19 protein-coding genes are annotated in these 26,347 nt (G+C 63.3%); 2 read left to right on the top strand and 17 right to left on the bottom strand.

What is annotated here, in order from left to right:
• Window positions 1-59: 59 nt before the first annotated feature.
• The 12 genes from KJQ12_RS09655 to KJQ12_RS09710 form a co-directional block, all read right to left on the bottom strand.
• Window positions 60-1,031, bottom strand: a complete 972-nt coding sequence (locus KJQ12_RS09655; protein WP_213484496.1) for a 2-hydroxyacid dehydrogenase — start codon at window positions 1,029-1,031, stop codon at window positions 60-62.
• A gap of 4 nt (window positions 1,032-1,035) precedes the next feature.
• Window positions 1,036-1,869 (bottom strand): carbohydrate ABC transporter permease, encoded by an 834-nt coding sequence (locus tag KJQ12_RS09660; RefSeq protein WP_213484497.1) that lies wholly within the window; start codon window positions 1,867-1,869, stop codon window positions 1,036-1,038.
• Window positions 1,870-2,790 (bottom strand): carbohydrate ABC transporter permease, encoded by a 921-nt coding sequence (locus tag KJQ12_RS09665; RefSeq protein ID WP_244860540.1) that lies wholly within the window; start codon window positions 2,788-2,790, stop codon window positions 1,870-1,872.
• 79 nt (window positions 2,791-2,869) lie between these two features.
• Window positions 2,870-4,153: an ABC transporter substrate-binding protein gene (locus KJQ12_RS09670; RefSeq protein WP_213484498.1), complete on the bottom strand. Its 1,284-nt coding sequence runs from the start codon at window positions 4,151-4,153 to the stop codon at window positions 2,870-2,872.
• 178 nt (window positions 4,154-4,331) lie between these two features.
• Complete coding sequence (locus tag KJQ12_RS09675; RefSeq protein WP_213484499.1) at window positions 4,332-5,387, bottom strand: LacI family DNA-binding transcriptional regulator; 1,056 nt, start codon at window positions 5,385-5,387, stop codon at window positions 4,332-4,334.
• Between the two features lie 223 nt (window positions 5,388-5,610).
• Window positions 5,611-7,299 carry a glycoside hydrolase family 13 protein gene (locus KJQ12_RS09680; protein ID WP_244860542.1) on the bottom strand — a complete coding sequence of 563 codons (1,689 nt, stop codon included), beginning with the start codon at window positions 7,297-7,299 and terminating at the stop codon, window positions 5,611-5,613.
• A gap of 141 nt (window positions 7,300-7,440) precedes the next feature.
• Complete coding sequence (locus KJQ12_RS09685) at window positions 7,441-8,451, bottom strand: LacI family DNA-binding transcriptional regulator (RefSeq protein ID WP_213484500.1); 1,011 nt, start codon at window positions 8,449-8,451, stop codon at window positions 7,441-7,443.
• 106 nt (window positions 8,452-8,557) lie between these two features.
• Window positions 8,558-9,394: an ABC transporter permease gene (locus KJQ12_RS09690; RefSeq protein WP_213484501.1), complete on the bottom strand. Its 837-nt coding sequence runs from the start codon at window positions 9,392-9,394 to the stop codon at window positions 8,558-8,560.
• Window positions 9,378-10,187: an ABC transporter permease gene (locus KJQ12_RS09695; RefSeq protein WP_244860543.1), complete on the bottom strand. Its 810-nt coding sequence runs from the start codon at window positions 10,185-10,187 to the stop codon at window positions 9,378-9,380. Before KJQ12_RS09695 ends, KJQ12_RS09690 begins: the two co-directional genes overlap by 17 nt.
• Window positions 10,184-11,200: an ABC transporter ATP-binding protein gene (locus KJQ12_RS09700; RefSeq protein WP_213484502.1), complete on the bottom strand. Its 1,017-nt coding sequence runs from the start codon at window positions 11,198-11,200 to the stop codon at window positions 10,184-10,186. The genes KJQ12_RS09695 and KJQ12_RS09700 overlap by 4 nt, the downstream gene beginning before the upstream one ends.
• Window positions 11,201-11,479: 279 nt before the next feature.
• Entirely contained in the window at window positions 11,480-12,832 is a 1,353-nt protein-coding gene (locus KJQ12_RS09705) for a GH1 family beta-glucosidase (RefSeq protein ID WP_213484503.1), read from the bottom strand.
• A gap of 48 nt (window positions 12,833-12,880) precedes the next feature.
• Entirely contained in the window at window positions 12,881-14,044 is a 1,164-nt protein-coding gene (locus KJQ12_RS09710) for an NAD(P)-binding domain-containing protein (RefSeq protein WP_213484504.1), read from the bottom strand.
• Between the two features lie 186 nt (window positions 14,045-14,230).
• Here KJQ12_RS09710 and KJQ12_RS09715 point away from each other — a divergent pair, with 186 nt between their 5' ends.
• Window positions 14,231-14,518 (top strand): hypothetical protein, encoded by a 288-nt coding sequence (locus KJQ12_RS09715; protein WP_213484505.1) that lies wholly within the window; start codon window positions 14,231-14,233, stop codon window positions 14,516-14,518.
• A gap of 260 nt (window positions 14,519-14,778) precedes the next feature.
• On the opposite strand, the gene KJQ12_RS09720 is transcribed toward KJQ12_RS09715, so the two are convergent.
• Window positions 14,779-18,162, bottom strand: coding sequence for an EAL domain-containing protein (locus tag KJQ12_RS09720; RefSeq protein ID WP_213484506.1), 3,384 nt, complete (start codon window positions 18,160-18,162; stop codon window positions 14,779-14,781).
• A 280-nt stretch (window positions 18,163-18,442) separates the two neighbouring features.
• On the opposite strand from KJQ12_RS09720, the gene KJQ12_RS09725 reads away from it, so the two are divergent.
• Entirely contained in the window at window positions 18,443-21,439 is a 2,997-nt protein-coding gene (locus tag KJQ12_RS09725) for a DEAD/DEAH box helicase (protein ID WP_213484507.1), read from the top strand.
• Window positions 21,440-21,491: 52 nt separating this feature from the next.
• On the opposite strand, the gene KJQ12_RS09730 is transcribed toward KJQ12_RS09725, so the two are convergent.
• From KJQ12_RS09730 to KJQ12_RS09745, 4 genes are all read right to left on the bottom strand, one after another.
• Complete coding sequence (locus KJQ12_RS09730) at window positions 21,492-22,247, bottom strand: AAA family ATPase (protein WP_213484508.1); 756 nt, start codon at window positions 22,245-22,247, stop codon at window positions 21,492-21,494.
• A 99-nt stretch (window positions 22,248-22,346) separates the two neighbouring features.
• Window positions 22,347-23,339: an ABC transporter permease gene (locus KJQ12_RS09735; protein WP_213484509.1), complete on the bottom strand. Its 993-nt coding sequence runs from the start codon at window positions 23,337-23,339 to the stop codon at window positions 22,347-22,349.
• The gene (locus KJQ12_RS09740) at window positions 23,336-24,856 is read right to left on the bottom strand and encodes a sugar ABC transporter ATP-binding protein (RefSeq protein ID WP_213484510.1); all 1,521 of its coding nucleotides are present in this window, start codon (window positions 24,854-24,856) and stop codon (window positions 23,336-23,338) included. Before KJQ12_RS09740 ends, KJQ12_RS09735 begins: the two co-directional genes overlap by 4 nt.
• A gap of 80 nt (window positions 24,857-24,936) precedes the next feature.
• The gene (locus KJQ12_RS09745; RefSeq protein ID WP_213484511.1) at window positions 24,937-26,094 is read right to left on the bottom strand and encodes a sugar ABC transporter substrate-binding protein; all 1,158 of its coding nucleotides are present in this window, start codon (window positions 26,092-26,094) and stop codon (window positions 24,937-24,939) included.
• Window positions 26,095-26,347 lie beyond the last annotated feature (253 nt).

Raw genomic sequence — 26,347 nt, forward strand, 5'->3', positions numbered from 1 at the left:
TCCCGCTGTACTCCCATTGGTGATGGTCTTTCAATCTTTGCTTCAACATGCCGCTTTGTCTATGGCATCAAATCGGGTATGACATGGCGCGGATTACCGTGCACGAGGGCGTCCGTCAAATTGCGCACGGCCATCATCGCCATCGCGTGCCGCGTCCGCGCGGTCGCCGAACCGAGATGCGGAAGCGCGACGACATTGTCGAGCGCAAGCAGCGGGTGGTCGGGCGCGATCGGCTCCTTCTCGTACACATCCAGCCCCGCCGCCCGGATCGTGCCGCTCCTGAGCGCCCGGACGAGCGCCGCCTCGTCGACCGTCTCGCCCCTTGAGACGTTGACGAATACCGCGGTCTTCTTCATCAACGAAAACTGCCGCTCGCCCATCATGCGGCGCGTCTCCCGGGTCAGGGGCGCGAGCATGACGACGAAGTCGGACGACTGCAGGAGTTCCTCGAGCGGGCTGTATACGACGCCCAGCTTCCGCTCGGCCTCGACTTTCCGCGAACGGTTGCAGTAGAGCACGTCCATTTCAAAGCCGAAACGGGCCCTGCGGGCTACCGCCTCGCCGATTCTGCCCATGCCGATGATGCCGAGCATGGCGTGATGGACATCGAGTCCGAACCGGTCGCGGTCCGGTCCCGGCATCCATTTGCCGCTCCTGACGAACCGGTCCATCTCCGTCACCCGGCGGGCGGCAGCGAGCATGAGAGCGAACGTCAAATCCGCTACCGAATCATCCGTCACGTGCGGCGTATGCATGCCGATAATGCCGCGCCGTCTCATCGCCTCGAGATCCAGGTTGTTGTACCCGACCGACAAATTGCTGACCGCCCGCAGCCTGGGCAGCGCCTCCAGCAGCCCGGCGTCCACCGGCGTGCCGGTGACGATGATTCCTTCCGCCTCCGCGGCGGCCTCGCGCAATTGATCGGCCGCGATCGGTCCGGGCCCTGTCCAATAACCGCAGTCGAAATGTTCCTCCAGATGCGCCTTCGCTTCCGCGGGCAGTTCGCATGCCGCGTATACTTTCCGTTTCACGGGCTCACTCCTTCATGGAGCCGGCCACGATGCCGCCGACGACATAGCGTTGCAGCGTGATGAAAATCAAGATGATCGGCATCGCCGCGATCGTGGCCACCGCCATCAGATTGTTCCATTCCGTGCCGTATTGGCCGATGAAGCGGTACAACCCGAGCGTCAGCGGCCGCACGGCGTCCTCCGACGTCAGCGTAAGGGCGAAGATGAAGTCGCCCCAGCCGAACAGGAAGCAGAAGACCGAGACGGTCATCATGCCCGGCTTCACGAGCGGCAGGACCACCTTGACGAACGCCGTGAACTTGTTGCAGCCGTCAATCATGGCCGCCTCTTCCAGCCCTTTCGGCAAGGCCAGGAAGGAAGGACGGAGAACCAGAATGGCGAACGGCAAGGAATGGATCACGTCGGCAAGAATGAGCCCCAGGAAGTCGTTGATCAGGCCCAGCTTCGAGAACATGATGTACAGCGGCATCGCCATTGTGATCCCCGGCAGCATCTGCACCGCCAGGAGGAAGATCATGAAGACCGCCTTGCCCTTCAGGTCGAGCCGCGCCAGCCCGTAAGCCGCGGGCACCGCGAGCAGCAAAGACAGGAGCAGCGTCCCGAAGGCGACGATGAAGCTGTTGCCGATGTACCGCAGCATCTGCGCATCCCGTACGAAGTTGTCCACATAAGCCTGCCAGGAAATTTCGGTCGGAATGAATTTCGGCGGCGTCTGGAACACGTCGGTGATCGGCGTGATGGAGGTTTTCACCATCCAGTAAACCGGGAACAGGAAGACCAGCGTGATGACCAGGCCGATGACCGACATCCCGATGGGCTTCCATCTGGCCTGCGCCATCTATTGCACCTCCTCCTTGTTCATGACCCGCAGGTAGGCGATGGCGATGAACACGAGAATGATGAACATGATCATCGAGACGGCCGCGCCCTGGCTGAACTCAAGCTTCGTGAAGCTGAGCTCGTACGAGTAGATGGGCAGCACGGTCGAAGAGTTGACGGGACCGCCCGCCGTCATGATGTAGACCATGTCGAACACCTTGAACGTATAGATGATCCCGAGCATCAGCAGGATCAGAATGGTCGGCTTCATCAGCGGCACCGTGATCAGCCGGAACTGCGCGAACCGGCTCGCGCCGTCCAGCCGGGCGGCTTCGTACAGATGCTCGGGCAGCGCCTGCAGCCCGGAAAGCAGGATGATCATGTTGAACGGAATTCCCGTCCAGATGTTCGCGACGACCGTGGACAGCAGCGACGTGCGGCTGTCGCTCAGCCAGCTGCGCGGCTCGTCGATGATGCCGAGCGATTGAAGGAGAAAGTTGAGGACGCCGTAATCGCCGTTCATCATCCATTGGAACACCGAGGCGATGATGACGACGGGCAGCATCCAGGCGAGCAGCATCAGCGAACGCATCGTGCTGTATCCGGGAAACTTCTGGTTGAAATAGAGCGCCAGCGCGAAGCCGATCGCGAACTGGAAGACGATGCTGAGCACGGTGAAGACGGCGGAGTTCCGGAACGCCGTATAGAACACGGAGCTCTTGAACACTTTCTCGTAGTTGTCGAATCCGATGAAATGATGCTCGCCGTTCAGATTGTAGACATCAACGTCCTGAAGGCTGAGCACGACGTTGTACAGAATAGGGAACAGGACGAAAATGGCGAGGAACAGAAGAGCGGGCAGCAGAAACAGATAGCCGTTCCATCTGCCGAAACGTCTCGACAGGCCCGGCTTGCCAGCCAGCGTTCTCGGCTGCGACACGATATTACCTCCTCCGGTGAGAGACGGAGGGAGCGCGTGTCAAGACGCGCTCCCCTTGTCCCCGAAATGCGGCGCCGCGCTATTTCAGTTCTTCCTGGATGACCGCCGCGGCCGCCTTCATGGCGTCCTCCGGCTTTTTCGCGCCCGTGATGACTTCCTGCAGCATGGTCTGGACCGCTTCGGAAATTGTCGGATAGTTCGGGCCGTATGCCCGCGCCTTCGCGAACGCCATGCTGTCCGCGAACACTTTCATTTGCGGGTCTTCCTGCCAGAACGGATCGCCGATCAGGTCGCTCCGCGCCGGCATGCGGCCGTTGGTCATCAAGGTCGACTTCAAACGTTCCGGTTCGTTGGCGAACTTGATGATGTCCCAGGCGATGTCCTTGTGCTTCGAGTTTTTCGTAATCGCCCAGTTTTCGCCGCCCAGCACCGTACCGGCCTGCTTGTATACCGGCAGCTGCACGACGTCCCAATTGACGGTCGCGTTGGTAAGCAGGAACGGAATTTGCCAAGTGCCGTTCACCATCATGGCCACCTTGCCAGCCGCGAACTGGGTCGCCACGTCGGCCTGCTTGAGCGTGATCACTTCGCCGGACATGTATTTGTTGTCGATCATGTACTTGTACAGGTTCAGGGCATCCAGCGTGCCCTCGCTGTCAAAATTGGTGATGTCCGATCCTGCCTGATAGAGGAACGGGAGGAACTGGAACGTGCCTTCTTCACTTTTTACAGCGCTTACAGCAAAACCATAAACATCGCCTTTGGTGAGCGCCTTCGCCGCTTCCTTCAGTTCATCCCAAGTGGTCGGGGGCTCAATGCCGGCTTCGGCGAGCATTTCGGTGTTGTAATACAGTGCGAGGTTGTTGCTGCCGATCGGCACGCCGTAATTCCGTCCTTCATAGATGGTGGAAGACCACGGACCTTCGAAATAGCGGTCGCCTTGTCCCCATTCCTCGATCTCCTCGGTCAGATCGGCCAGAATGCCGGCCGCCGCATACGCCTGATGATCGGGATTGTCGATCCAGACGATGTCCGGACCATCGTCGCCGACCGAGCCGAGCAGCAGCTTCTTCTTGATGTCGGAGTTGGAGATGAAGGTCCGTTCGATATCGACGTCGGGATGCTCGCTTTCATAGTCTTCGATGATTTTGTTCAGCGCCGCGACGCTGGCATCGGACGTCATCGTGTCCCACCAGGAAATCTTGATCTTGCCGCCGCCCGAAGCTTCGGACGAGCCGGAGGCATTGGAACCACCGGAATTGCCGGAGTTGCCGGACGTGCTGTTCGAATTCGACGAACACGCCGTCAGCGCGGCGATCAGAACAATCGCCACAATCCATGTCGACTTGATCTTGCCCCACATGCTGATGATTCCCCCTTGACAAGGAAAAGTTCGGTTAAATATGATGAAGCGCCTTTGGGCGTTACATCCGGAACGCAGGAAATCAATTTCATCAGTAGAAATGATGTGTGTTTTCTCGTTTTTGATTAACGTACATCATTTACATCAGAAAAATAAATGCGCATTTCGGGCCTTGCCGTCAGATGTAGTACTGCGCATTTTCCTTCACAATCAGTTCCAGCTTCGTAATCATTTCGCTCCTGGCCACCTTCTCGCCGAAAGCCAGATGCGTGAACAGCGTCTTGATCGTCGTGTAGCCCTGGTTCTGCGGATCCTGACCGATCGTCGCGGTGATCGAACCTTGCTGCAGTCCCTCGTATATCTCCTCCGACATATCGTGTCCGACCAGCGGCAGCTTGCCGGCAAGCCCCTGATCCGCCAGGTATTTCGCCACAACGCTCAGCTTCGCGCTCGCCACGTAAACCCCGTCGACGCTGGCGAAAAACTCCCCGAACAACTCCGGATTGCCGTAGTCTTCCTGGGACAGTTTGAGCGGGCCGATCAATTCCATGTCGCCGCGTTCGGCCACGACTTCCCGGAAACCGGTGATCTTCTGCTGCATCTGGAACGAAATGCTCGACGATTTGGAGGAAGTGTCCGAGGTGATGAGCCCGACCCGCTTCCCGCCGCCGACGAACTTGCACAGGACGTCCGCGGCCAGCCGGCCGGCAATCCGGTAATCGCACCCGACATAGAACAGCCGCTTGCTCAGGGGCGCGTCGTTGTTGAACGTGCAGATGGCGATTCCCGCGTCGATCCCCTTGTCGATGATGTCCTCCATCTCCTGCGAGTTGCTGGGCGCGACCGCGATCGCATCATATTCGCCCGACCTGATGATTTCAAGCATCTTCTCCTGCTGTTTCTCCAGATCGTATTTCTCCGACTTGAAGATGCGGACGAGCAGACCGTAATCGCGCAATTCTTCGTATGCGGTCATGACGCCTTTCTCGATCTGCGTCCAGAAGTAGTCCGGATGCTCGGGAAACACGACCGCGAACCGGAGCTGCTGCTTCCGGGAGAGGAAGCTGGCGGACTTGTTCGGCATGTAGTTCAGCTCTTTGATTTTCTCCATCACCATGCGGTACGTCTCGGGCTTGACATTGCCTCGATTGTTCAGCACGCGATCCAGCGTCGCCGTGGACACTCCGATTTGCTCGGCGAGTTCCTTGAGTGTCAACCTTTTCCCTTGAACCATCTAATCCCCCGAATCGTATCTGCTGGTCCCAGAATATCACCATCCCAACAGGAGTGTCAACGTTTTCTTGATGGTTTCTTGATAAAAAATGATTTACGTAAATCAAATTTGCTCGCCCTACTCTTGATATCCCCTTTCACTCTCGTCTGACAAAAAAAGACGAAGGAGAGCGCACACTCTCCTTCGCCCTTTCCATCAATCCTCCCGCCGGCCCGGGGCCCGATCAGATCACACAGCTCAAGATCCGCGCCTCATGCGGCCGAAGCTCGAGCTTCCCCGCCCGCAGCAGCTTGTCTGCATCGGCATAATTGCCGAGCACCAGCTGCATCGTCTTTCCGGCGTACGGCTCCGGCAGCTCGAATGCGCCGGGTGCGTCGCTGTGGTTCAGCACGACGATCCACGCCGTATCGCCATGCTTCCGGACATAAGCGTACACATGCGGATCGTCCCCGCTGATGTCCTCGAAATCGCCGTACACCATGACCGGATGTTCCTTGCGCAGGGCGATCAACTTCCGGTAATAGTGCAGCACCGAATCCGGATCGGCCTCCGCCTCTTCCACGTTGATCGCGGTATGGTTCGGATTCGGACGGATCCACGGCTCGCCGGCCGAAAAGCCGGCGTTCCGTCCGGCATTCCACTGCATCGGCGTGCGCGAGTTGTCGCGGCTGAGCGGCTGCAGCTCGCGCAGCACCTCTTCCGGGCTGCGGCCCCGGCCGACTTCTTCTTCGTAGCGGCTCTTCATCATGACGTCCCGGTAATCGTCGATGGACGCGAACCGGACACCGGTCATGCCGAGCTCTTCCCCCTGGTAAACATAAGGGATGCCCGGCAGCGTATGAATCATCGTGGCGAGCAGCTTGGCCGACTGCACGCGATACTCCCGGTCGTTCCCGTAGCGCGTCACCTGCCGCGTATGGTCGTGATTGTTCAGGAACTGTCCCATCACGCCCCGCCCGCGCAGCGCGTCCGCCCAGCGGCGCTGAATCCGCTTGAACCGCACCATGTCCCAGGCCGGCATCTCGTCCGCCACTTCAAAATGGAACAACGAGTTCAGCTCCCGCCGCTCCTCGTCGACGAACAGCACGCCCAGCTCCGGCGTCGCGAAGGCAACCTCGCCCACCGTCATGATGTTGTAGTGGCGGAACACTTCGCGGTTCATTTCCTGCAGATAATCATGAAGCCCGGGATTGTGCGTCAGATAGCGGATATCGTAAGGATCGGCCGCATCCGTGAACGTCTCGGGCTTGGCGAGCAGCGCCAGCGCGTCGAGCCGGAGGCCGTCCACGCCCTTGTCCAGCCAGAAGCGGAGCATCCGGTACATCGCCTGCCGCACTTCGGGATTCGCCCAGTTGAGATCCGGCTGCCCGATGGCGAACGAATGCATGTAATATTGCCCGGTCGCCTCATCGAACCGCCAGCAGCTCGGATGGAAATAGGACCGCCAGTTCGTCGGCGGTCCGCCGTCCGGCGCCGGATCGCGCCAGATATACCAGTCGCGCTTCGGATCATCCTTCGACGACCGCGAAGCGAGGAACCAGGGATGGCGGTCCGACGTATGATTGAGCACGATGTCCATCATGATCTTGAGGCCCCGCCGATGCGCTTCCTCGATCAGCCGGTCGACATCCGCCATCGTCCCCGCTTCCGGCGCAACGGCATAATAGTCGGAAATGTCGTATCCGTTGTCCACGCCCGGCGATTCGTTGAACGGATTGAGCCAGATGAAATCGACGCCCAGCGAGCGGATGTAATCGAGCTTCTCGATGACGCCGCGCAGATCGCCGATGCCGTCGCCGTTCGTATCGAAGAAGCTTCGCCAGTACACCTGATAGACGACGGTTTCTTTCCACCAGGTCGGTCTGCCCAGCATGGTTTTCTCTCCCGCCGAAATGTTCTCTGTCTGTATCATCCTTTTACATATCCTCCCACAAGTCCATACACGAAATACTGCCTGAAACCTCTCGGTGCACGGGGTCGAAAAGCTTTTCAGCATCATGCGCATGTCCCCGAAACAGCCGGGGACGGCGGACTGCCCGCCTTGCCGCCGCGCTCAGACCCGAAGTCCGGCCGTCGATTCGCGAACGATCAGCCGGTGAGGCAGCCGCTCGTGCAGAACGGAAACTTCCCCGTTCACCATCAGCTCGTGCAATTTGTGAACCGCACGCACGCCGATCTGATAGACCGGCTGCTCGACGGTGGTCAGCCGCGGGATGAACATGCGCGCCATCCGGATGTCGTCGAACCCGACGACCGAGAGTTGATCCGGCACGCTCCTCCCGTGATCCCGCGCGTACGCGATCACACCCATCGCGAATTCATCCGATGCCGCGAAGACCGCCGTGATCTGCGGCGCCCGGACGAACAGCCGGCCGGCGGCTTCGCAGGCGTCTTCAAACCGATGGGCCGCAAATTCCACATGGGAAGCGCAATGGTCGAGCCCGGCTTCCGCCAGCGCCCGCCGAAAGCCCGCAAGGCGCGGCGCGCCGGATATCGTATTCCCGACCGGGAAGCCGATCATGCCGATCTCCCGGTGGCCGAGTTCGATCAGATGGCGCACCGCCTCGCAGGCCGCCTGCTCGTTGTCGATGTCCACGGACGGCGCGTCGTATTCCGGCGCATCGGTCGAGACGAGCACGAACGGCAGCCGGCTTCGCTTCAGTTCGTCATAGAGCTCCCGATGAAGCGAATCGCTCGCGAAAATGATGCCGTCCGCCTGCTTCTCGAACAGGTTCCGCACATAGGCGAGCATCCGGCTCCTGTCGCGGTCCGTGTTGCAGATGATGACGCTGTGGTTCATCTCCGCGGCGGCGTCCTGGATGCCGCGCAGCAGTCCCGCGTAATACGGATTCTCGATATCCGGGATCATGACGCCGAAGGTATCGGATTTCTTGTAGATCAGGCCGCGCGCGAAAGCGTTCGGCTTGTACCGGAGCCGCTCGATCGCTTCCTGGACGCGCTGCCGCTTCTCCGGCACGACCGTTTCGGGCGCGTTCATGACCCGCGATACGGTACTGATCGAAACGCCTGCCAGTTTCGCGACATCGCGAATCGTCGGTTTCATTGCAGCCACGCACCCCTGAATGAAACCCGAAACAAGCATGAAACGGGTTTGAAAAGCTTTTCAGGGTCATTATATACCCCTTGACCCGGCCGGGCAACTGCTTTTTTCAGCCGCGCATGGCCATCCGGTTGCCCGACGTGTAGCGCCTCACGCCGACGGCGAACAGCGAGACGGCCAGCAGGCCGAACGCGGCGACCGCGGCGGCGGCGAGCCAGACGAACGTCCCGTCGAACCGCCGGAGCAGACCGATTGGCGCGTAGCTGATGAAGCCGGCCGGCAGCACCGTGAACAGGACGATCCGTGCCGTTCCCTTGAAAATGTCCGTCGGATACGTGCTGAGCGCAACAAGTCCGTTGAAGAGCTGGAACGCCATCCCTTCCGCATGGCCGAAGAAGAACGCCAGCGAGCCGGCGGCGAGCGTCACGAACAGGAACAGCAGGCCGCTGATCAGGAGCCCCAGCGCATATTTCGCGGCGCCGATCAGCGTATGTTCGCCGGCCAGGGCGTAGATCGCGACGCCGAACAGGAAATCGCCCATCGCCGTCAGCGACATGCGGCTGACGAGTACGTTAAGCAGCAGCGGTTTCGGCTGCGTCAGGAACACGTCCAGCTCGCCGTTCGCCACGATCGGCGCGATGCGGGGGTAATTGCCGAACAGCACGCTCGACCAGCCGAATCCGCCCGCGCTGATGCCCCACAGCAGCATGACGTCCCGCAGCTCCCAGCCGTTCACGGCCGGAAACCGGTTGAAGAAGATCGCCCAGAACACGAGCCAGATGCAGTTGTTTACGAACATCATGACCGCCAGCATGAAGAAGCTCGCCCGATACTCCATCGCGGCGGCCAGGTTCAGCTTCCAGCACGTCAGCACGTACCGCGCGATGCCGGCCGCGCGCCGGATGCGGCTCCCGCGGCCGCCCGTCAGACTAACCGCCGTTGACATTCAGTTTCCGCACTCCTCTCCGATAGATGAACGCGCACAGCACCGCAAGCGCAGCGGCCCAGCCCCACTGCGTCAGCAGAAACGCGGCGAGCCGCCCGCCGTCGAACGCGACGCCCATGCGGGCCGGGAAATAGAGCACCGCCTGGAACGGCAGCCACCCGCAGACGCGTTCCAGCCAGTCCGGCATCAGTTCGAGCGGCAGCAGCATGCCGCCGACCGTGAAGTTCAGCTTCTGCAGGACGAACTCCATGCCGCGCGTCTCCTCGACCCAGAAGGCCAGCAGCGCGACGGCCAGATTGAGCAGGAACGCGACGGTGAACGCCCCGGGCAGGAGCGCGGCGAGCCCGGCCCAGCCCCAGCCGAAGAGCGGCGACCCCATGTAAGCCCAGGCGATCGCGCTTCCCGCGGCGAGCTGGACGATGAAGCGGAGCCCGGCCTCCGCCAGATACGTCATGTAATGAAAGCCGTTGTAGGCAATGGGCCGGATGAGACGGACCGCCACCTCGCCCTGCTTCACTTCTTCCTCGATCCGGACGCACAGCTGCGGGCAGGCCATCGTGACGGCTTCCGCGAAGACGAGATACCAGATGATCTGATTCAGCGCGAACCCCTCGATCGTCTCCGATCCGCTCGAGGTGTACGCTGCTCTCCACAGATGGATGAAAATGAACAGGATGAGCAGCAGAAACAGCGCCCGCACGATGAAATCGACCCGGTAATGGAGCTGCTGCTTGACCGTGATAATCCCGACCGCGCGGTACTTGTGCCACTTGGCCAAGGCGGGCGTCATCATACCGTTCCCTCCTCCGCCGGCCGGCCGCCGGCCTTGCCTTCGTAGACCGCCCGGATGACATCCTCCATCGGCGGATCTTCGATCGTCATGTCCTCGATCGCGCAATGTCCGACGAACGCGGCGAGCACATCCTCGATCGAGGCGGTGGTCGTGTCCACGGACAGCCGCCACGCGGACGGCCCGGCTTCCGCGGCCCGGACGCCGCCCGGCAGCTTCTCCAGCAGCCGCGCGCCGTCCCGCAGCTTGAGGCGGACCGTCTTGCAGGTCAAGACTTCGCGCTTCAGCCGCTCGACCGGGGCGTCGAAGATGACGGTTCCGTGATGGATGACGACCGCCCGTCGGCAGAGCTGCTCGATATCGGACGGATCGTGGGACGTCAGGAAAACGGTCGTCCCCTCCTCCCGGTTCCGCTCCGCGATCAGCTCGCGGATGCGCCGCTTCACGATGACATCGAGTCCGATCGTCGGCTCGTCCAGAAACAGCAGTTCCGGGCGGTGCAGGAAAGCCGCCGCGATCTCGCAGCGCATCCGCTCGCCGAGCGACAGCTTGCGGACGGGCGTCTGCATGTACGGCCCGAGCTCGAATCGTTCGACCAGCTCGTCGCGGCGGCGCAGGTAATCCGCCCGCCCCAGCTCATACATCCGACTGAGCAATTCAAACGTGTCCGCCGGCGGCAGATGGTACCAGAGCTGCGATTTCTGCCCGAAGACGGCGCCGATTCGGAACGCCAGCGCCGCGCGCTCCTTCCACGGCACCATCCCCAGCACGCGGGCATGGCCGGACGAAGGATGGAGAATGCCGGTCAGCATTTTGATCGTCGTCGATTTGCCCGCTCCGTTCGGCCCGAGAAAAGCCAGCGTCTCGCCCGCCTCCGCCTTCAGACGGATGCCGGCCACCGCCGTCTTCTCCGTCCACTCCGGCCGCAACAGCGAACGGACGCTGGCCTTGAAGCCCTCCGGTTTCCGCTTGACGAGGAACGTTTTCACCAGCCCTTCCACTTCCAGTGCCAACACGTCTGCATGCCCTCCCATCTCGCTCTGTTCTGCTAAAGCAACAAAGACCTCCGGCCCGCACCGCCGGTAATGGCGGAACTTGCCGAAGGTCTTTTATCCCTTACGGTGTATCGCGTCCTGCTTATTTAACCCCGAATGCCGACGCGACGATTTCGCTCGGTTCGCCCGGCCTTGCCGGCCGTCGGATCCCTAGAAATCCTTCCGTCAATCGCTTGTTGAGAACAGATATTACCACGGAATGTCAGGTTTGTAAATACCGCATTTTGGGGTGAACGCGCGTTAACGGCTCTCAAGCTCAATCCAGTTGTTGCGGATGATTTTCTTGTACCAGTAGAAACTGTCCTTCGGCGTGCGCTTCAGCGTGTTGTAATCGACATGCACGAGGCCGAAGCGGCACGTGTAGCCGAACGCCCACTCGAAATTGTCCATGAGCGACCAGGTCAGATACCCTTTCAGATTGACACCGGACTCAATCGCGCGGCCGAGCTCGGCGATATGGTCGCGCAGGAACGCGATGCGGCGGTCATCCCGGATCCGGCCGTCCGGTCCCGGCTCGTCGTTGTAGCAGACGCCGTTCTCCGTGATGTAGATCGGAATCGGGCCGAAATTATCCGTCAGCCAGGTCAGCATCTTGTACAGGCCTTCCGGATAAATGAACCAGCCCTTGTCCGACTTGGCATAGCCGAGATCGACATGCTCGAGGTCCAGGTAGTTGTTGCCCGGCTTGTGCCGCACGATGTTGCCGCCGTAGAAGTTCAGGCCCAGGAAATCCATCGGCTCGCGGATGATGTCCATGTCGCCCGGCTCGACGACCGGCTCGGCGCCTTTCGACTTGATCCATTCCGCCATCTTCTCCGGATACTTGCCGGTGAAGACCGGCTCCACGAACCAGTTGTAGATGGAAAATGCGCGGTAGGCCGCGTCGACGTCCTCCTGCTTGCGGGTGAGCGGCTCGTACCAGTACATGTCCGGCGCGTAGCCGATCTGCCCCTTCACGCCAAGCTCGCGGAAGCGGCGCACCGTCCGGCCGTGGGCGACCATGACGTTGTGGGCGACCTGAATGGCCGACTGCCAATTCGTGATGCCCGGCGCGTGCCGGCCGAGCAGATGGCCGTTGATCGCGATGCACCACGGTTCATTGAACGTCATGTAGTAATCGATCAGCCCGTCGAATTCGCGGAACATCGTCTCGGCGAAACGGACGAACGCATCGATCGTCGCCCGGTTTTCCCAGCCTCCCCGGTCCTGCAGCGCCTGCGGGAGTTCCCAGTGATAGAGCGTGCAGAACGGGGTGATGCCCGCCTCGCGCAGCTTCGTCACGAACCGCTTGTAATGCGCGATGCCCTTCGGGTTCACCTCGCCGTCCCCTTGCGGATAGATGCGCGGCCAGGACACCGAGAAGCGGTACGCTTTCACGCCGAGCTCTTTCATCAGCGCGATGTCTTCTTCATACCGGTGGTAACTGTCGCATGCGACGCTCGCGTCGTCGCCGTTCATGATGCGCCCCGGAATGGCGGCCAGTGTATCCCAGATCGACGGACCGCGGCCGTCCTCGGTCAGCGCGCCCTCGATCTGATAGGCGGACGTCGAGACGCCCCAGACGAAATCTTTCGGAAACGTTAATATGGTCACGCGTTTATACCTCCTGATCGTGTGACGTCAACCGCTGCGATCCGCGGCTCACCCTTCCGCCGGCACGACATCCCACTCGTGGATCTCATACCCGCGCGCGCCATGCACAATGTACGGGTCCTGCTTCACCCAGTTTTCCACTTCCTCGTACGAGCGCGCCTTGTAGATGACCAGACCGCCTGCGCCGTCGGTGAACCGCCCGTTGGCGAACAGCCGGCCGGCCGCGCGCTGCTCGGCCAGAAACTGCAGATGCTCCGGCCTGAAGCGGTCGCTCTTCTCCGCATCCTTCATCGGCAGGAAGACGGCGTAATGCTTGATCGGGCCCGCTTCGCTTTCCTTCGCGTCTTCGTCCGTCTGGAAGCGGAACATCGCCGCCATGTCGCGGTCGCCGTAGCCGGATGCGATCGCGCGGTGAAACAGGCTGCGCACACGCGCCCCGGCCTTCAGCCGGACGCCGCTCTTCTCCGCCATCTCGGCCGCCAGGTCGAGGTCTTTGCCGAGCAGCTTGATGGCGAAGCCGGGATCATACGCTTCCTTCGCGATGAAGCCCGAGTAATGGCGGTCGAGCATGCGGCTGCTGGCGAAGCTCGCCATCAGAATGTCGACAAGCGCCGCCTCGTCGAGCCCGGCCTTGCGCCCCAACGCCAGCGCCTCGCTGACCGCCTGCGTATGGATGCCGACCATGAGCTGGTTGATCAGCTTGACGACCGAGCCGCTGCCGCTCGGACCGACATAATAGATCTGCTTGCCCATCGCCTCGAAGGCGGGCCTCGCCCGGTCGAACGCTTCGCGTTCGCCGCCGACCATGATGCTGAGCGTGCCTTCGGCCGCGCCGACCGTACCGCCGCTTACCGGCGCGTCGAGAAACGCGATGCCGCGGGCCGCCGCCGCATCGAACAGGCGCCGGTTCAGTTCGGGGCCGACCGTGCTGCAATCGACGAGCAGGAGACCGGGCCGGCCGTTCGGAATCAGGCCGTCCTCCGCCGTATACACCGCTTCGACGTCGGCAGGCATCGGCAGGCAGGTGATGACCATGTCCATTTCGGCCGCCAGCTGCGCCCGGGTCAGCCCGGTCTTGCCGCCCGCCTGCGCGAATTTCTCCTCCGCTCCCTTGCTGCGGTTCAGTCCGTACACCTCGAAGCCGGCCTTGACCAGGTTGACCGCCATGGGCAGCCCCATGTTCCCGAGTCCGATGAACCCGATTTTCTTCATGTTTCACCGTCCCTTTCGCTGTTTGGCGGAAATGCGATTCCCGACGGCACCATTGTAAAACAGCGCGCACCCGGGGGACAAGGAACGTTTTCCCGCTGACTGGACATGCCGGCGGCGCATATACATGATGGTGGGTGCTGTCGCATGTGCATCCGGCGGAACCGGAGAGGAGGGGGCTTAAAGCCCATGTCAAATGCCAAAGCCATGAAACTGCTCACCGGCGTAATGGAAGCCGTCCTGGCCATTCCGGTGCTCGGAGGTCTCATTGTCCTGGCCAGTGCCTACTGGGCGCTGGTCGTCATGTGCATCCTGCATGCCGCAACACTCATCATTTCCGTCAAAAATCACGAATCGTACCACGGCTCGATCCTGGGCATCGTCACGTCCATGCTGGCCTGGATTCCCTTCCTCGGCTGGCTGCTTCATCTGCTGACCGCCGTGCTGCTGCTCATCTCCGCGCTCAGAAGAGACTGAGCCGAACGTCGGACCGTCATCAACAAGGAATCGTTCTACGGTTCCATTGTGGGCCTTGTCACCTCCTGCCTGGCCTGGATTCCGTTCCTCGGATGGGCGCTGCACGTCATTACGGCCATCTTGCTGTATGTCACCGCGTTCAAGAAAGAGAACAAGTCACTGGGAACTCCCCAGCTTCCGGCATAACAGGACAAAGCCGCGCGGCGGGCTCCTTCAACGGAACCGCCTGCGCGGCTTTTCACTTTGCGGGATCAACCGGCTCACGCGTCCTCCGGCGGATCGTCCGCCAGATATTGCCGTTCGAACAGATCGGGCGGAAGCGGCCGGCTCTCATAGTACCCCTGGTAGCCTTCGCAGCCGAGGCGGCCAAGCGCCTCGAGCTGTTCCTCCGTCTCGATGCCTTCGGCGATGACGGACATGCCGAGTCCCTTCGACATGGCGATGATGCCGGATACGATTGAAGCCGTCGCGCTGCTTGCGAGCAGATCGTGCGTGAACGAACGGTCGATTTTCACGATCGACAGCGGCAGGCTCTTCAGCAGCAGCAGGGACGAATAGCCGGTGCCGAAGTCGTCCAGCGCGATCCGGATCCCCCTCGCGCGCAGTTCATTCAGAATCTGGGCGCACGATTCGAGGTTAAGCAACGCCGCGGTTTCCGTAATCTCGAAGCAGAGCCGCCCGGGGTCGACGCCCGACTCCGCCACAATCCGGTCGACGCCGGCGACGAAGCCCGGCTGCTGCAGCTGCTTCACCGACAGATTGACCGACAGGTGCCACCCGCCGGCGAACCGGTCGGACCACGCCTTGAGCTGCCGGCACGCCTCGCGCAGCACCCACTCGCCGATCGGGGCGATCATGCCGAACTCTTCCGCGAGCGGGATGAACATGCCCGGCGGCACGCTGCCGATGTCCGGCAGCGTCCAGCGGATCAGCGCCTCCGCGCCGATCAGCCGTCCGCTCTTCAGATCAAGCTGCGGCTGGTACAGCAGATAGAAGCCCGCCATCGAGTCCAGGGACAGGCGCAGCCGGCTGCCGATCGCAAGCCGTTCCCGGACCACTTCCTCCATCGTGCCGCTGTAGGTCTCCATGCGGTTCCGGCCCTGCTGCTTCGCCCGGTACATGGCGGTGTCCGCTTTCTTGACCAGCTCGCCGATATCGACGCCGTCCTCGGGATAGCGGCTGATGCCGACGCTGGCCGTGGCGAACAGGTCGTGGCCGGCGACCGTGAACGGCTGCCGCAGCTTGTCCACGATGCGTTCCGCCAGCCGCCCCGCCGCTTCCCCGGCTTCGCCGCCGGTCAGCATGATCGTAAATTCGTCGCCGCCGATGCGGGCGACGAGGCCGGCGCCGCCGACCATGTCGGCCAGCTGGCCGGCGACCAGCCGGAGCAGGGCGTCGCCCATGTCGTGGCCCAGGCTGTCGTTGATGACCTTGAAATGGTCGAGGTCGATCATCATGACGGCGACGCGCGTCCCGCCCGCTTTCGCCTCGCCGATGGCCTGCTCCAGCCGTTCATAGAACATCCGCCGGTTCGGCAGCCCGGTCAGCGGATCGTGGTAGGCGAGAAAATGGATCTGCCGTTCCGCCCGCTTTCTCTCCGTGATGTCGCGGACCGAGAGGTAGATCCGCGCCTGCCCCGGTTCGCCGTAACGCCGGCCGTTCACCAGCCCGTCGATCGTCTGGCCGCCGCGCGTCACCCACTGCAGCTCCATGTCGGCAATGCCCGTCTCCGCTTTCCCGTTTGACCAATGGGCGCGCCATTTTTCCTCCGATTCCGGCGTCAGAAACGACAGGCAGCTCGCGCCGATGACTTCCTCGCGCTCGTAGCCCATTGCCTCCAGCCAGCACGGATTCGCATCGGTGATGACGAATTGCTCGTCGAGAGACAGCAGCATGACCGGCGTGTTCCGGAAGAACGCGCGGTATCGCTCCTCGGAAGCGAGCAGCGCGCGCTCGGCCATCTTGCGCAAATGGATGTCCGTAATGGCGCCGAGGAACCGGACGGCGTTGCCGCCGGCGTCGGTCACGATCTCACCCGCCGCCGACACCCAGATATATTCATCCCCGCGATTCAACCGGAATTCAATGTGGAGCGGCAGCCGGTGTTTTACCGCCGCCTCCCATAGGACCTTGACGCGCGGCACGTCCTCGGGGTGTACCAGATTGAGGAATGCCTGGCCGTCGGTCGGCCATTCCTCCTGACGGACGCCCGGCAGCGACTTGATGCCGGTGATCCATTCGATCCGGCAGGACGGCAGCTTAAGTTCGAAGACGCCGTCATGCGTCGTGCGCGAGACGATGCCGAGCCGCTCCGCCAGCGCGGCGTAGCCGGCCTCCCGCTGCTCGAGTTCGGCGAGCAGCTTCCGGTGGTCGATCATGGCGCCGAGCAGCGAAGGCAGCTGGCGCGTGTCGTGGCCGCGGATGAACCGCTCGTTCACCGGTCCCGCGGTGACGAGAAGCCCCCAATTCCGCGTCTCCGACTGGATGAGCTGCACGAGCACGAATTCCGGGTCGTCCGCTCTGCGCTTGAGCGGAGGCATCGGGGGAAAACGCTCCGCCATCCAGCGGCTGCCGGTCTCCGGCACGCCCGTGCTGTTCACGCTGTAGGCGCTGTCAAGGATGAGATCGGAGGCGCCGGGCTCGCCTTCCCACAGGCCGACGATGCCCCAGTGCTGGTTCGTATAGCGCAGCCACGACATGTCCCGGGTGTCGATCAGACGCAGGCTGAGCCGGCGGTGCGATTCGATCAGCTGCTCCAGCTCTTCGCCGGGGATGTTCTTCCAGGACAGCGTCTGATCGTTCTCCGACAGATCGTCGGACGCCTTCCCGCCGCTCGATTCGCGGATGACCACCCCGACCGGCAGGACGGTCGTGCCGACCCGGCCGGATCGGCCTTCCAGAATGTCCATCGTCCGCCGCAGTGCGCAGCGGCCGAGCTCGATGATCGGCTGCCGGGCCGTCGTCAGACTCGGCTTGCACGTCTTCGCGATGCCGCTGTCGTCGAAGCCGACGACCGCCACATCTTCGGGGACGCGCACGCCCGCTTCCGTCAGCTGCTGAACCAGCGCGGAAGCGACCAGGTCCGAGGCGGCGAACACCGCCGTGTACGGCAGGCCTTCCTCCAGCATCAGGCGGGCGGCCGCGTCGCCGCTCTGCACGTCGTACACGTTGCCCGCGCCCATCCCGATGCCGGCTTTCTCCATGGCGTCCTTGCAGCCTTGAAAGCGCTCGCGGTAATCCGCATTCGCCAGGCTGCCTGCGAACGCGATGCGCCGGTGCCCCATTTCGATGAGATGCCGGGTAAGCGCTTCCGATGCGCCGCGGTTGTCGCATTTGACGACATAGGCCGAGTCCGACAGCCCGGCGTGATCCGCGATCGTCACGAGGGGCTTTCCGGTGCCCGCCAATTCCCGCGCATAGGCTTCCGACACCGCCTGCGCCACGATAATCCATGCGTCAACCAGATCCCAGCCGACCCGGGCGTCATACGAGATGCGCAGGCCGAAGCTGTCGAACGTCGCGGTCGAGACAACCAGAACGTCGAGATCGAGCATCAGCGCTTCGCGCGATATACCCCACAGAATATCGCCGTAATAAAACCCGTCCGGAACCGGAATCAATACGCCGATCGTCCTGCGACTCACATCATTCCCCGCCCTCTGCCAGGATGTAAGTCCATGCCGGTTAAGGAAGAAAATTGATAAAAACAAAGCAGGATTGACGTAAATTATAGCTTGTAGTGCTCAAGTTTGACAAGTAAAGCAGCATTACACCATCCCGAGAACTAGGTATAAACACTTATTTTTATATGAAAGGAATAGCCGGAATCGGCTTTCCCCCGCTGTGTTATAATGATGCTGGTTTATTGATGCGTCCGCCTTCCGCCGCGGCCGCGATGCGCGCGGCGGAAACGGGAGAGAGGAAATGGCGATGAAAATGGACCTGGGTGCGATCGATGTCCGGCTCAGCCTGACGGAGGACGGCGATGCGCTGCTCTACGGACTCGACGGAACCGGCGGATTCGTGCCGGGCATGCGACTGAAACAGCTGCTGTTCGCCTGGCACGAAGACTCGTTCTACGGCACGGAACTGGAAATCCGCAGCCTGCGGAACATCGAGATCGTCGAATTGCCGGCGGAGTTCGTCATTCCGTTCTTCGCAGAGCTGCCGCTGCTGGGGCATGTGGACTGGGCATGGGGCGGCGAGGCCGAGCTGCTCCGGCGGCTGGCCCCCGCCCTGATGGCGTGCGCGGCGGCGAAGCGGTATGCGCCGAGCCGCGAAGCGATGGCGGCGGGCCGGCTTGAGTGGCAATGGGAAGACCGGGAGATCGACCGGCGGATCGACGCGCTGGTCGCGTCGGGCGAAGCCGACGATGATTTCGGCCGGCGGCTCCGCGCCGCGTTCACGGCGGCCGTCTTCGACCGGCATTACGGCACGGAGGAACGGGCGGCCGACCTGCGCCGGGAATTTCCGCGCCTCTTCGAACCGGGCGCCGGCGAGGCGGCGCGGAGCCTGAGCGATGACGACTGGCTCGTCCACATCGGCTGGCGGCAGGACACCGCGCCGTTCCGTCCGGCGCTGCAGCTCATCGAGCCCGGTCCGATCGATGCCGAATGGCGGCTCCGGATCGTGCTGCAGGACAAGGAACGCCCCGATGCGCTCGTGCCCGTCCGGCTCGATCCGGACGGCCATGTCTCCGGCGGCTGGCCGGAGGAATGGACGGACGCCGTGCGCGGGCGGGCCGACGGCTGGCTCAAGCGGCTGCGCGCCGCCCTGCCGGACCTGGCGCCGGACGGCGGGTGGCAGCCGGAAGGCACGGCGCTGGATGACGCGGCGGCCTGGCGCTTCCTCAGCGCGGACAGCGTCCGGCTGATCGCCGCGGGCTGGCAGGTGCTGCTGCCCGCCTGGTGGGAGGAAGCCCGCCGCGCGCGGCCGCGCCTGCGCGCCCGCATCCGGTCGGACGCCGGCGAAGGTCCGTCGCTGTTCGGCCTGGAGTCGCTCGTCGATTTCGACTGGCGCATCGCCTTGGGGAGCGCCGAGCTCTCGGAGCAGGAGTTCCTCGAGCTGGCCGCCCGCGGCCGGCGGCTCGTCCGCGTCCGCGGACAGTGGGTCGCGCTCGATCCGGCGATGCTGCCCGTCATCCGCAAGGCGATGGCGCAGTACGATCCGTCCCGCGGCCTGTCGTTCCGCGACGTGCTGCAGCTGCATCTGCTCGGCGGCGCGGCCGGCGATGACGCGCCGGAGGACGGCGGAGCGGAAGCCGGCGGCGCGGCCGAAGAAGCCCGCGTCGCGCTCGAGGTGGAGCTGAGCGGCCGCCTGCTCCGGCTGATCGGGCAGCTCGGCCGTCCGGAGGACAATCCGCTGCTGCCGGCGCCGGAAGGGCTCAAGACCGCGCTGCGCCCGTACCAGCAGATCGGGTTCTCGTGGCTCGCCTCGCTGCGGCGCTTCGGCCTCGGCGCCTGCCTCGCGGACGACATGGGGCTCGGCAAGACGGTGCAGCTCATCGCCTACCTGCTGCATGCGCGGGAGGAGATGCGGGCCGCCGGCCGGATGATGCCTTCGCTCATCGTCTGCCCGACATCGGTGATCGGCAACTGGCAGAAAGAACTCGCCCGCTTCGCGCCATCGCTGCGCGTGCTGCTGCATTACGGCGGCGGACGACACTCGGGAGCCGAATTCCGCGAAGCGGCCGAGGCGGCGGACGTCGTGCTGACGTCGTACACGACGGCGGCGCTCGACCGGAAGACGCTCGCCGCCGTCTCCTGGGACGCGGTCTGCCTCGACGAGGCGCAGAACATCAAGAACTACGCGACGAAACAGGCCGCGGCCGTGCGCAGTTTCCCGGCGCGCCACCGGATCGCGCTCACCGGCACGCCGATCGAGAACCGGCTCGCCGAGCTGTGGTCGATCTTCGACTTCCTCAATCCGGGATACCTCGGCAGCCAGCGGGCGTTCAACGAGCGCTACGGCGGCGCCGCCCTGAAGGAAGGCGGCGATGCGCGGCTGGCCGAGCTCCGCAAGCTGGTGAAGCCGTTCCTGCTCCGGCGGCAGAAGCAGGACCCCGCCGTGCAGCTCGACCTGCCGGAGAAGAACGAGATGAAGACCTACGTGCATCTGACGGCCGAGCAGGCCGCATGGTATGAGCGGACAGTGCGGGATTTGCTGGATCGGTCGGGCGAGCTGACCGGGATCGAACGGAAGGGCGCCATCCTGGCGGCGATCACGAGGCTGAAGCAATTGTGCGCGCATCCGGCGCTGGTGACGAAGGAGCCGCTGCCGGCCGTGCGCACGGCGTTCGATGCGGACGGAGATGGCCGGCCGCAGGCGACGGACGGACCCGCGGTGGACGTTGCGGCGCTCGCCGCCCGGTCGGAGAAGCTGGAGCGGCTGCTCGAGATGGTGCGGGAACTGCGGGAAGCGGGCGAACGATGCCTCATTTTCACCCAGTATGTCGGCATGGGCAGGCTGATCCAGGCGGTGCTTCAGGAAACGCTCGGCGAGCCGGTGCTCTATCTGCACGGCGGCACGCCCCGGGCCATGCGCGAGCGGATGATCGAGATGTTCCAGTCGAACGCGCTGCCCGCCGGCAGGCAGCCGCATGTGTTCGTCCTGTCGCTGAAAGCCGGCGGCGTCGGGCTGAATCTGACGGCGGCCAGCCACGTCTTCCATTACGACCGCTGGTGGAATCCGGCCGTCGAGAACCAGGCGACCGACCGCGCCTATCGGATCGGGCAGGTGAAGAATGTCCACGTTTACAAGCTCATTGCGCTCGGCACGCTGGAGGAGCGGATCGACGAGATGCTGGAAAGCAAGCGGCAGCTGAGCGAGACGGTGATGGCCGGCTCCGAGAACTGGATCACCGAGCTGTCGACGGAGGAGCTCAGGGAGCTTGTCACGCTGCGGCGCGATCTGGTGCGGTAATGCCGGCCGCGCCCGCGGGGCGCTCCCGCTCCCGGCAGCCCGGCCGCGGCGGTCAGTCCTCTTCCCCTTCTTCCGGACGGAACAGCTCCTGCAGGTACAGCTCCGGCCGGTTCAAAAAACCTTTCGTGATCTGGTAATGTTCCGTCTCCTCGTAACCGACCTTCCGGATTTCCCCGCCGTCGAAGCTGTAGATGACCGCGCCCGGGAAACCGAGCAGAATCGGCGAATGGGTCGCGATGATGAACTGCGCGCGGCCGCTCGCCGCGTGTTGGTGCAGGATGCGGAGAAACGCGAGCTGCCGGGCCGGCGACAGCGCGGCTTCGGGCTCGTCCAGCAGATAGAGGCTGCGGGTCCGGCTGCCGAACCGGTTCAGGAACAGCGACAGGAACGATTCGCCGTGCGACTGCTCGTGCAGCGATCGTCCGCCGTATCCGCCATAGTTGAACGAAGGATCCTCGCTCGCCAGCCGGTCGAGGTACGAAGCGAAATGATAGAAGCTCTCGGCCCGCAGGAAGAAGCCCGACGTCACCTTCGGCAGCCAGGACAGCCGGATGTGAGGCCCGAGCGGGGCATCGGACGCTTCCACTTCGTGCGTGTGGTTCCGCCCGCCGCCGGCCGTGTTGAACCCGCACTGCCAGGCGATCGCCTCGAGCAGCGTCGATTTGCCGGAGCCGTTTTCCCCGACGAAGAACGTGACCGGCGCCGTGAACGGCAGGGTATCCAGGCTGCGGATCGCCGGAATCGCGAACGGATAGCGGTCGAAATCCGTGCCTGCGCCGCGGAGCAGGGTGACACTGCGCAGAAACATGAAGGGCGTGGCTCCTTTCGCGATTGGAGTCACGCCCAACGTATCAGAATGCCCGGCCCGCCGTCAACGCCGTCCGCGCCGTCAACGCCGTCCGCGTCGTCAATGCCGCCCGCGGAAATACGTGATCGCCAGCGCGGCGGCGAGCACGCCGCCTTTCACGATGTCCATCGCGTAATACGGCACGGACAGCATGATGAGTCCGTTCGACAGCACGCCGATCAGCACCGCGCCCGCGAACGTGCCGAGCGCGTTCGGCTTGCCGGAGCCGAGCACGGAGAAGCCGATGAACGCCGCCGCGACGGCTTCCATCAGGTACGGGGCGCCGGCGTTCACCTCCGCGCTCCCGACGCGCGCGCCGAGTACGATGCCGCCCAGTCCGGCCAGCAGCGCCGAGATGACGTAGGCCAGGAGCCGGTACCGGTTCACCGGAATGCCCGACAGCTTCGCCGCTTCCGGGTTGCCGCCGATCATGTACATATAGCGGCCGTATTTCGTGTAGTTCAGGAACAGATGCACCGCCAGCACGACGATCAGCATGATGATGATGATCCACGGCACGCGGCCCAGCAGACTGAACGACTGCGGAATTTTGCCGGTTGCGAAGTCGCCGCTCGGCAGGATCATGTTCTCGGAGATCGTCGCCCCGCGGGAATAGGTGAGCGCAAGTCCCTGGAAGACGAACATCGTCGCCAGCGTCATGAGCATGTCCTGAATGTTGAAACGGGTGACGAGCAGCGCGTTCACCAGCCCGACGACGAGGCAGGCCATAAGCGCCGCCGCAATGCCGACTCCGAGCGGCTGGCCGTGCCAGACGAACATTGAAATGACGACCGCGCAGGCGACCGACGCCGTCGAGCCGACGGACAGGTCGAAGCCGCCGACGGCCAGCGATACGGTGAGCCCGGTCGCGATGATCGTCACGATCGAGATCGACCGCAGAATGTTGATCAGGTTGGTGTTGCTGAAAAAATGATCCGTCGACGCCCAGAAAATGACAATCAGCAGCACGATGGTCAGCAGCGTTCCGTATTTGTACAGCCAGTCGAACAGCCGAAAACCTTTGAGTGCCGCACCCGTGTCCGTCGTCTTCATGATCCCGTGCCTCCCGTACTGTAGAGCATGATTTCATCTTCGCTCGTGCGATCGGTCTCAAGCTCCCGGACGATCCGTCCGTCGTACATGACGTACACCCGGTCCGTCAGCCCCATGATCTCCGGCACTTCGCTGGACGCGTAGAGCACGCATTTGCCGCGGGCCGCCAGCCCGGCGACCAGTTCGTAGATGTCCCGCTTCGCCCCGACATCGACGCCCTTCGTCGGCTCGTCGAAAATATACACTTCGGCATCCGCCAGCAGCCATTTGCCGATCGCGATCTTCTGCTGGTTGCCGCCCGACAGGTTCGCGACCCTGGCGGAACCGTCCGGCGTCTTCACGCCGAGCCGGGCGATCATGCCGCCTGCCGCCAGCCGCTCCCGCGCCGCGCTCAGCCATGCGCCCAGGCGCGTGTATTGCGGCAGCGTCGCCACCGTCAGGTTGGCGGTCACCGTCTCCTCCACGAAGACGCCTTCGCGCCGGCGTTCCTCGGGAACGAGCGCCAGACCGCTTCGCACCGCGTCGTGCGGCGAGGCGACGGCGAGGCGGCGGCCGCCCAGCTTCAGCTCGCCGGCAACCTGCCCGGACGCGCCGAACAGCGCCCGGCACAGCTCGGTCTTGCCGGCGCCGACCAGTCCGGCGAGGCCGACGATCTCACCGGCGCGGATGAAGAGGCTTGCGCCCTTCACCTTGTCCCCGTCGCGGATGTCCTTCGCTTCGAACATGACCTCGCCCGGCGTGTTCGTCCGCCGCGGGAACTGCCCTTCCCACTTGGAGCCGAGCATGTGCTCGACGATCTGCTGCTGGGTCATGTCCTTGATTTCGCCGCGCGCGACCACCCGGCCGTCCCGCATGATCGTGATATCTTCGCAAATTTCGTACAGCTCCGGCAGCCGGTGCGAGATGAAAATAATCCCCGTGCCCTGTGACTTGAGCAGTCGGACGAGGCGGAACAGCCGCTCCGTCTCCGCTTGGCTGAGCGGCGCCGTCGGCTCATCCAGAATGAGAAAGCGGCAGGCGGTGGTCATCGCGCGCGCGATCAGCACCATCTGCTTCTCGGCCAGCGACAGTTCCTGTACCAGCTTCCGGGTCGGGATGCTCACCTCCAGCCGTCCGAGCACCGCTTGCGCCGCCCGGTGAATGTCTCCCCACCGGACCCGGTGCCGGCCTTTCATCTCATGGACGAGCTTCTCCATCATGATGTTCTCGCCGACGCTGAGATTCGGCACGAGCGCCGTGTCGACTTCCTGATAGACGACCTGGATGCCGTGCGCCTTCGCGTCCCTCGGCGTGCGGATCTTCGCTTCCCGGCCGTCGATCCGGATCGATCCCGTGTAATGGCCGTAGGCGCCCGCAAGCACCTTCATCAGCGTCGATTTGCCTGCGCCGTTCGCGCCGATCAGCGCGTGCGCCCGTCCCGCGGCCGCGGTGAAATCGGCGCCGCCCAGCGCCTGCACGCCGGGAAACGCGATCGAGATGCCGCGCATCTCAAGCAATCCCGCCGCTGTCTGCGTCATCCGGCTCACCTCCCATGCACAGATCAAGCGCCCTCGTCCAGCCGGACAAGGGCGCTGTCATCAACCGGTCTTGACAGGCATTACTTCGCGTTTGCCGCCTTGAGTTCCTTCATCCAGTCCTCTTCGAACGCGTCCGTCTGTCCCCATCCCGGAATGATATCGGCCAGCGTGGCCATGTTGACCGTTTCTGCGGATTTGCCGAGCGTTTCCTGGTCGATCAGCGCGGCCTCGAGATTGTATTCGGCCGGCGTCTCTTCACCCGCCAGTTTCTTCGCCAGCAGCCTGACGTTCACGGCGCCGATCATCTTCGGATCGACGGCGGCCGTCGCCACCCACGGGCTGCCTTCTTCCTGCATGATCTGCAGGTCGGCGTTCGAAACGTCGATGCCGTAGATCTTGATCTCCGTCCGGCCGGCCTCGATCAGCGCCCGCGCGGCGCCGATGGCGAAGGCGTCCCACGTCGCGAAGATGGCGTCGATCTCGCCCTTCGGATACTTCGTGAGCATCGCCGCGACGGCGTTCTGCGTCTCCACCGACGTGTTCTCGTTCGCGACGCCGAACCGCTCCAGCTCCTTGATGCCCGGGTTGGCGTTCAGCACTTCCTGATAGACGGCGTTGCGGCGCACCATCGGCGGGAATCCGTCCACCCACAGATAGATGATGTTCGCGTTGCCGCCCGTGTCTTGCACGAGGCGGTCCAGCGCGTAGCGCGCCAGCGCCTGGTCGTCCTGCGCCGTGAGCGTGACACCCTCAACCGAAGCCAGATCGCCGATCGAGTCGAACGTGACGACTTCGATGCCCTTCTCGCGCAGCTTCTTCACCGCTTCGACCGTTGCCGGATCGTCGCCGTGGGAGACGATGACGCCGTCCACGTCTTCCGTCGCCGCCTGCTCGAGCGCTTCAAGGAACTTCACCGAATCGCCGTTCGCGGCGAACGTGTCGACCTTGAAGCCGAGCGCTTCGCCTTCCTGTTTCGCGCCGGCCAGGAATTGCGCCGTATGATCGTCGTTGCCGATCTTGCGGATGACCTTGATCTTCACGTCGCCCCGCTCGGCGAGCGCAGCCGGCACGTTCAGCTCGACGCCGCTTTCGCCGCCGTTGTTCCCGCCGGCGGCTGTGCCGCTTGCGTTCCCGCCGCCGTTGCTTCCGCCCGAATTGCCCTGCCCGCAGCCCGTGACGGCCAGCGCTGCCGCCAGCACAAGCGCGAGAACGCCGCGGACTCCGACCTTGCGTTTCATTCCACAGTTTCCCCCTCGGAATTGACAGTGTTTTAATACCAGTAAATCTATCGGAAATTAATAGACCTGTCAACAGAGAAGATTTTTCCTGATATGGGAAGGGGTGAGCAGGGGGTTGTGTGCCGCTCTGCTTTATCAGCGTCCCGTTGTGCCGCACGGCACCACGCCTCTTTCCGCAAAATTCGTCCCTCAGTTCCGCTGCCGCGGGACGCCATGGCGTGTCCTTCATTTCTAACGGAACGGAGGAAGCTGT

The organism is Thermobacillus xylanilyticus, from assembly GCF_907165215.1.
GTDB lineage: Bacteria > Bacillota > Bacilli > Paenibacillales > Paenibacillaceae > Thermobacillus > Thermobacillus xylanilyticus.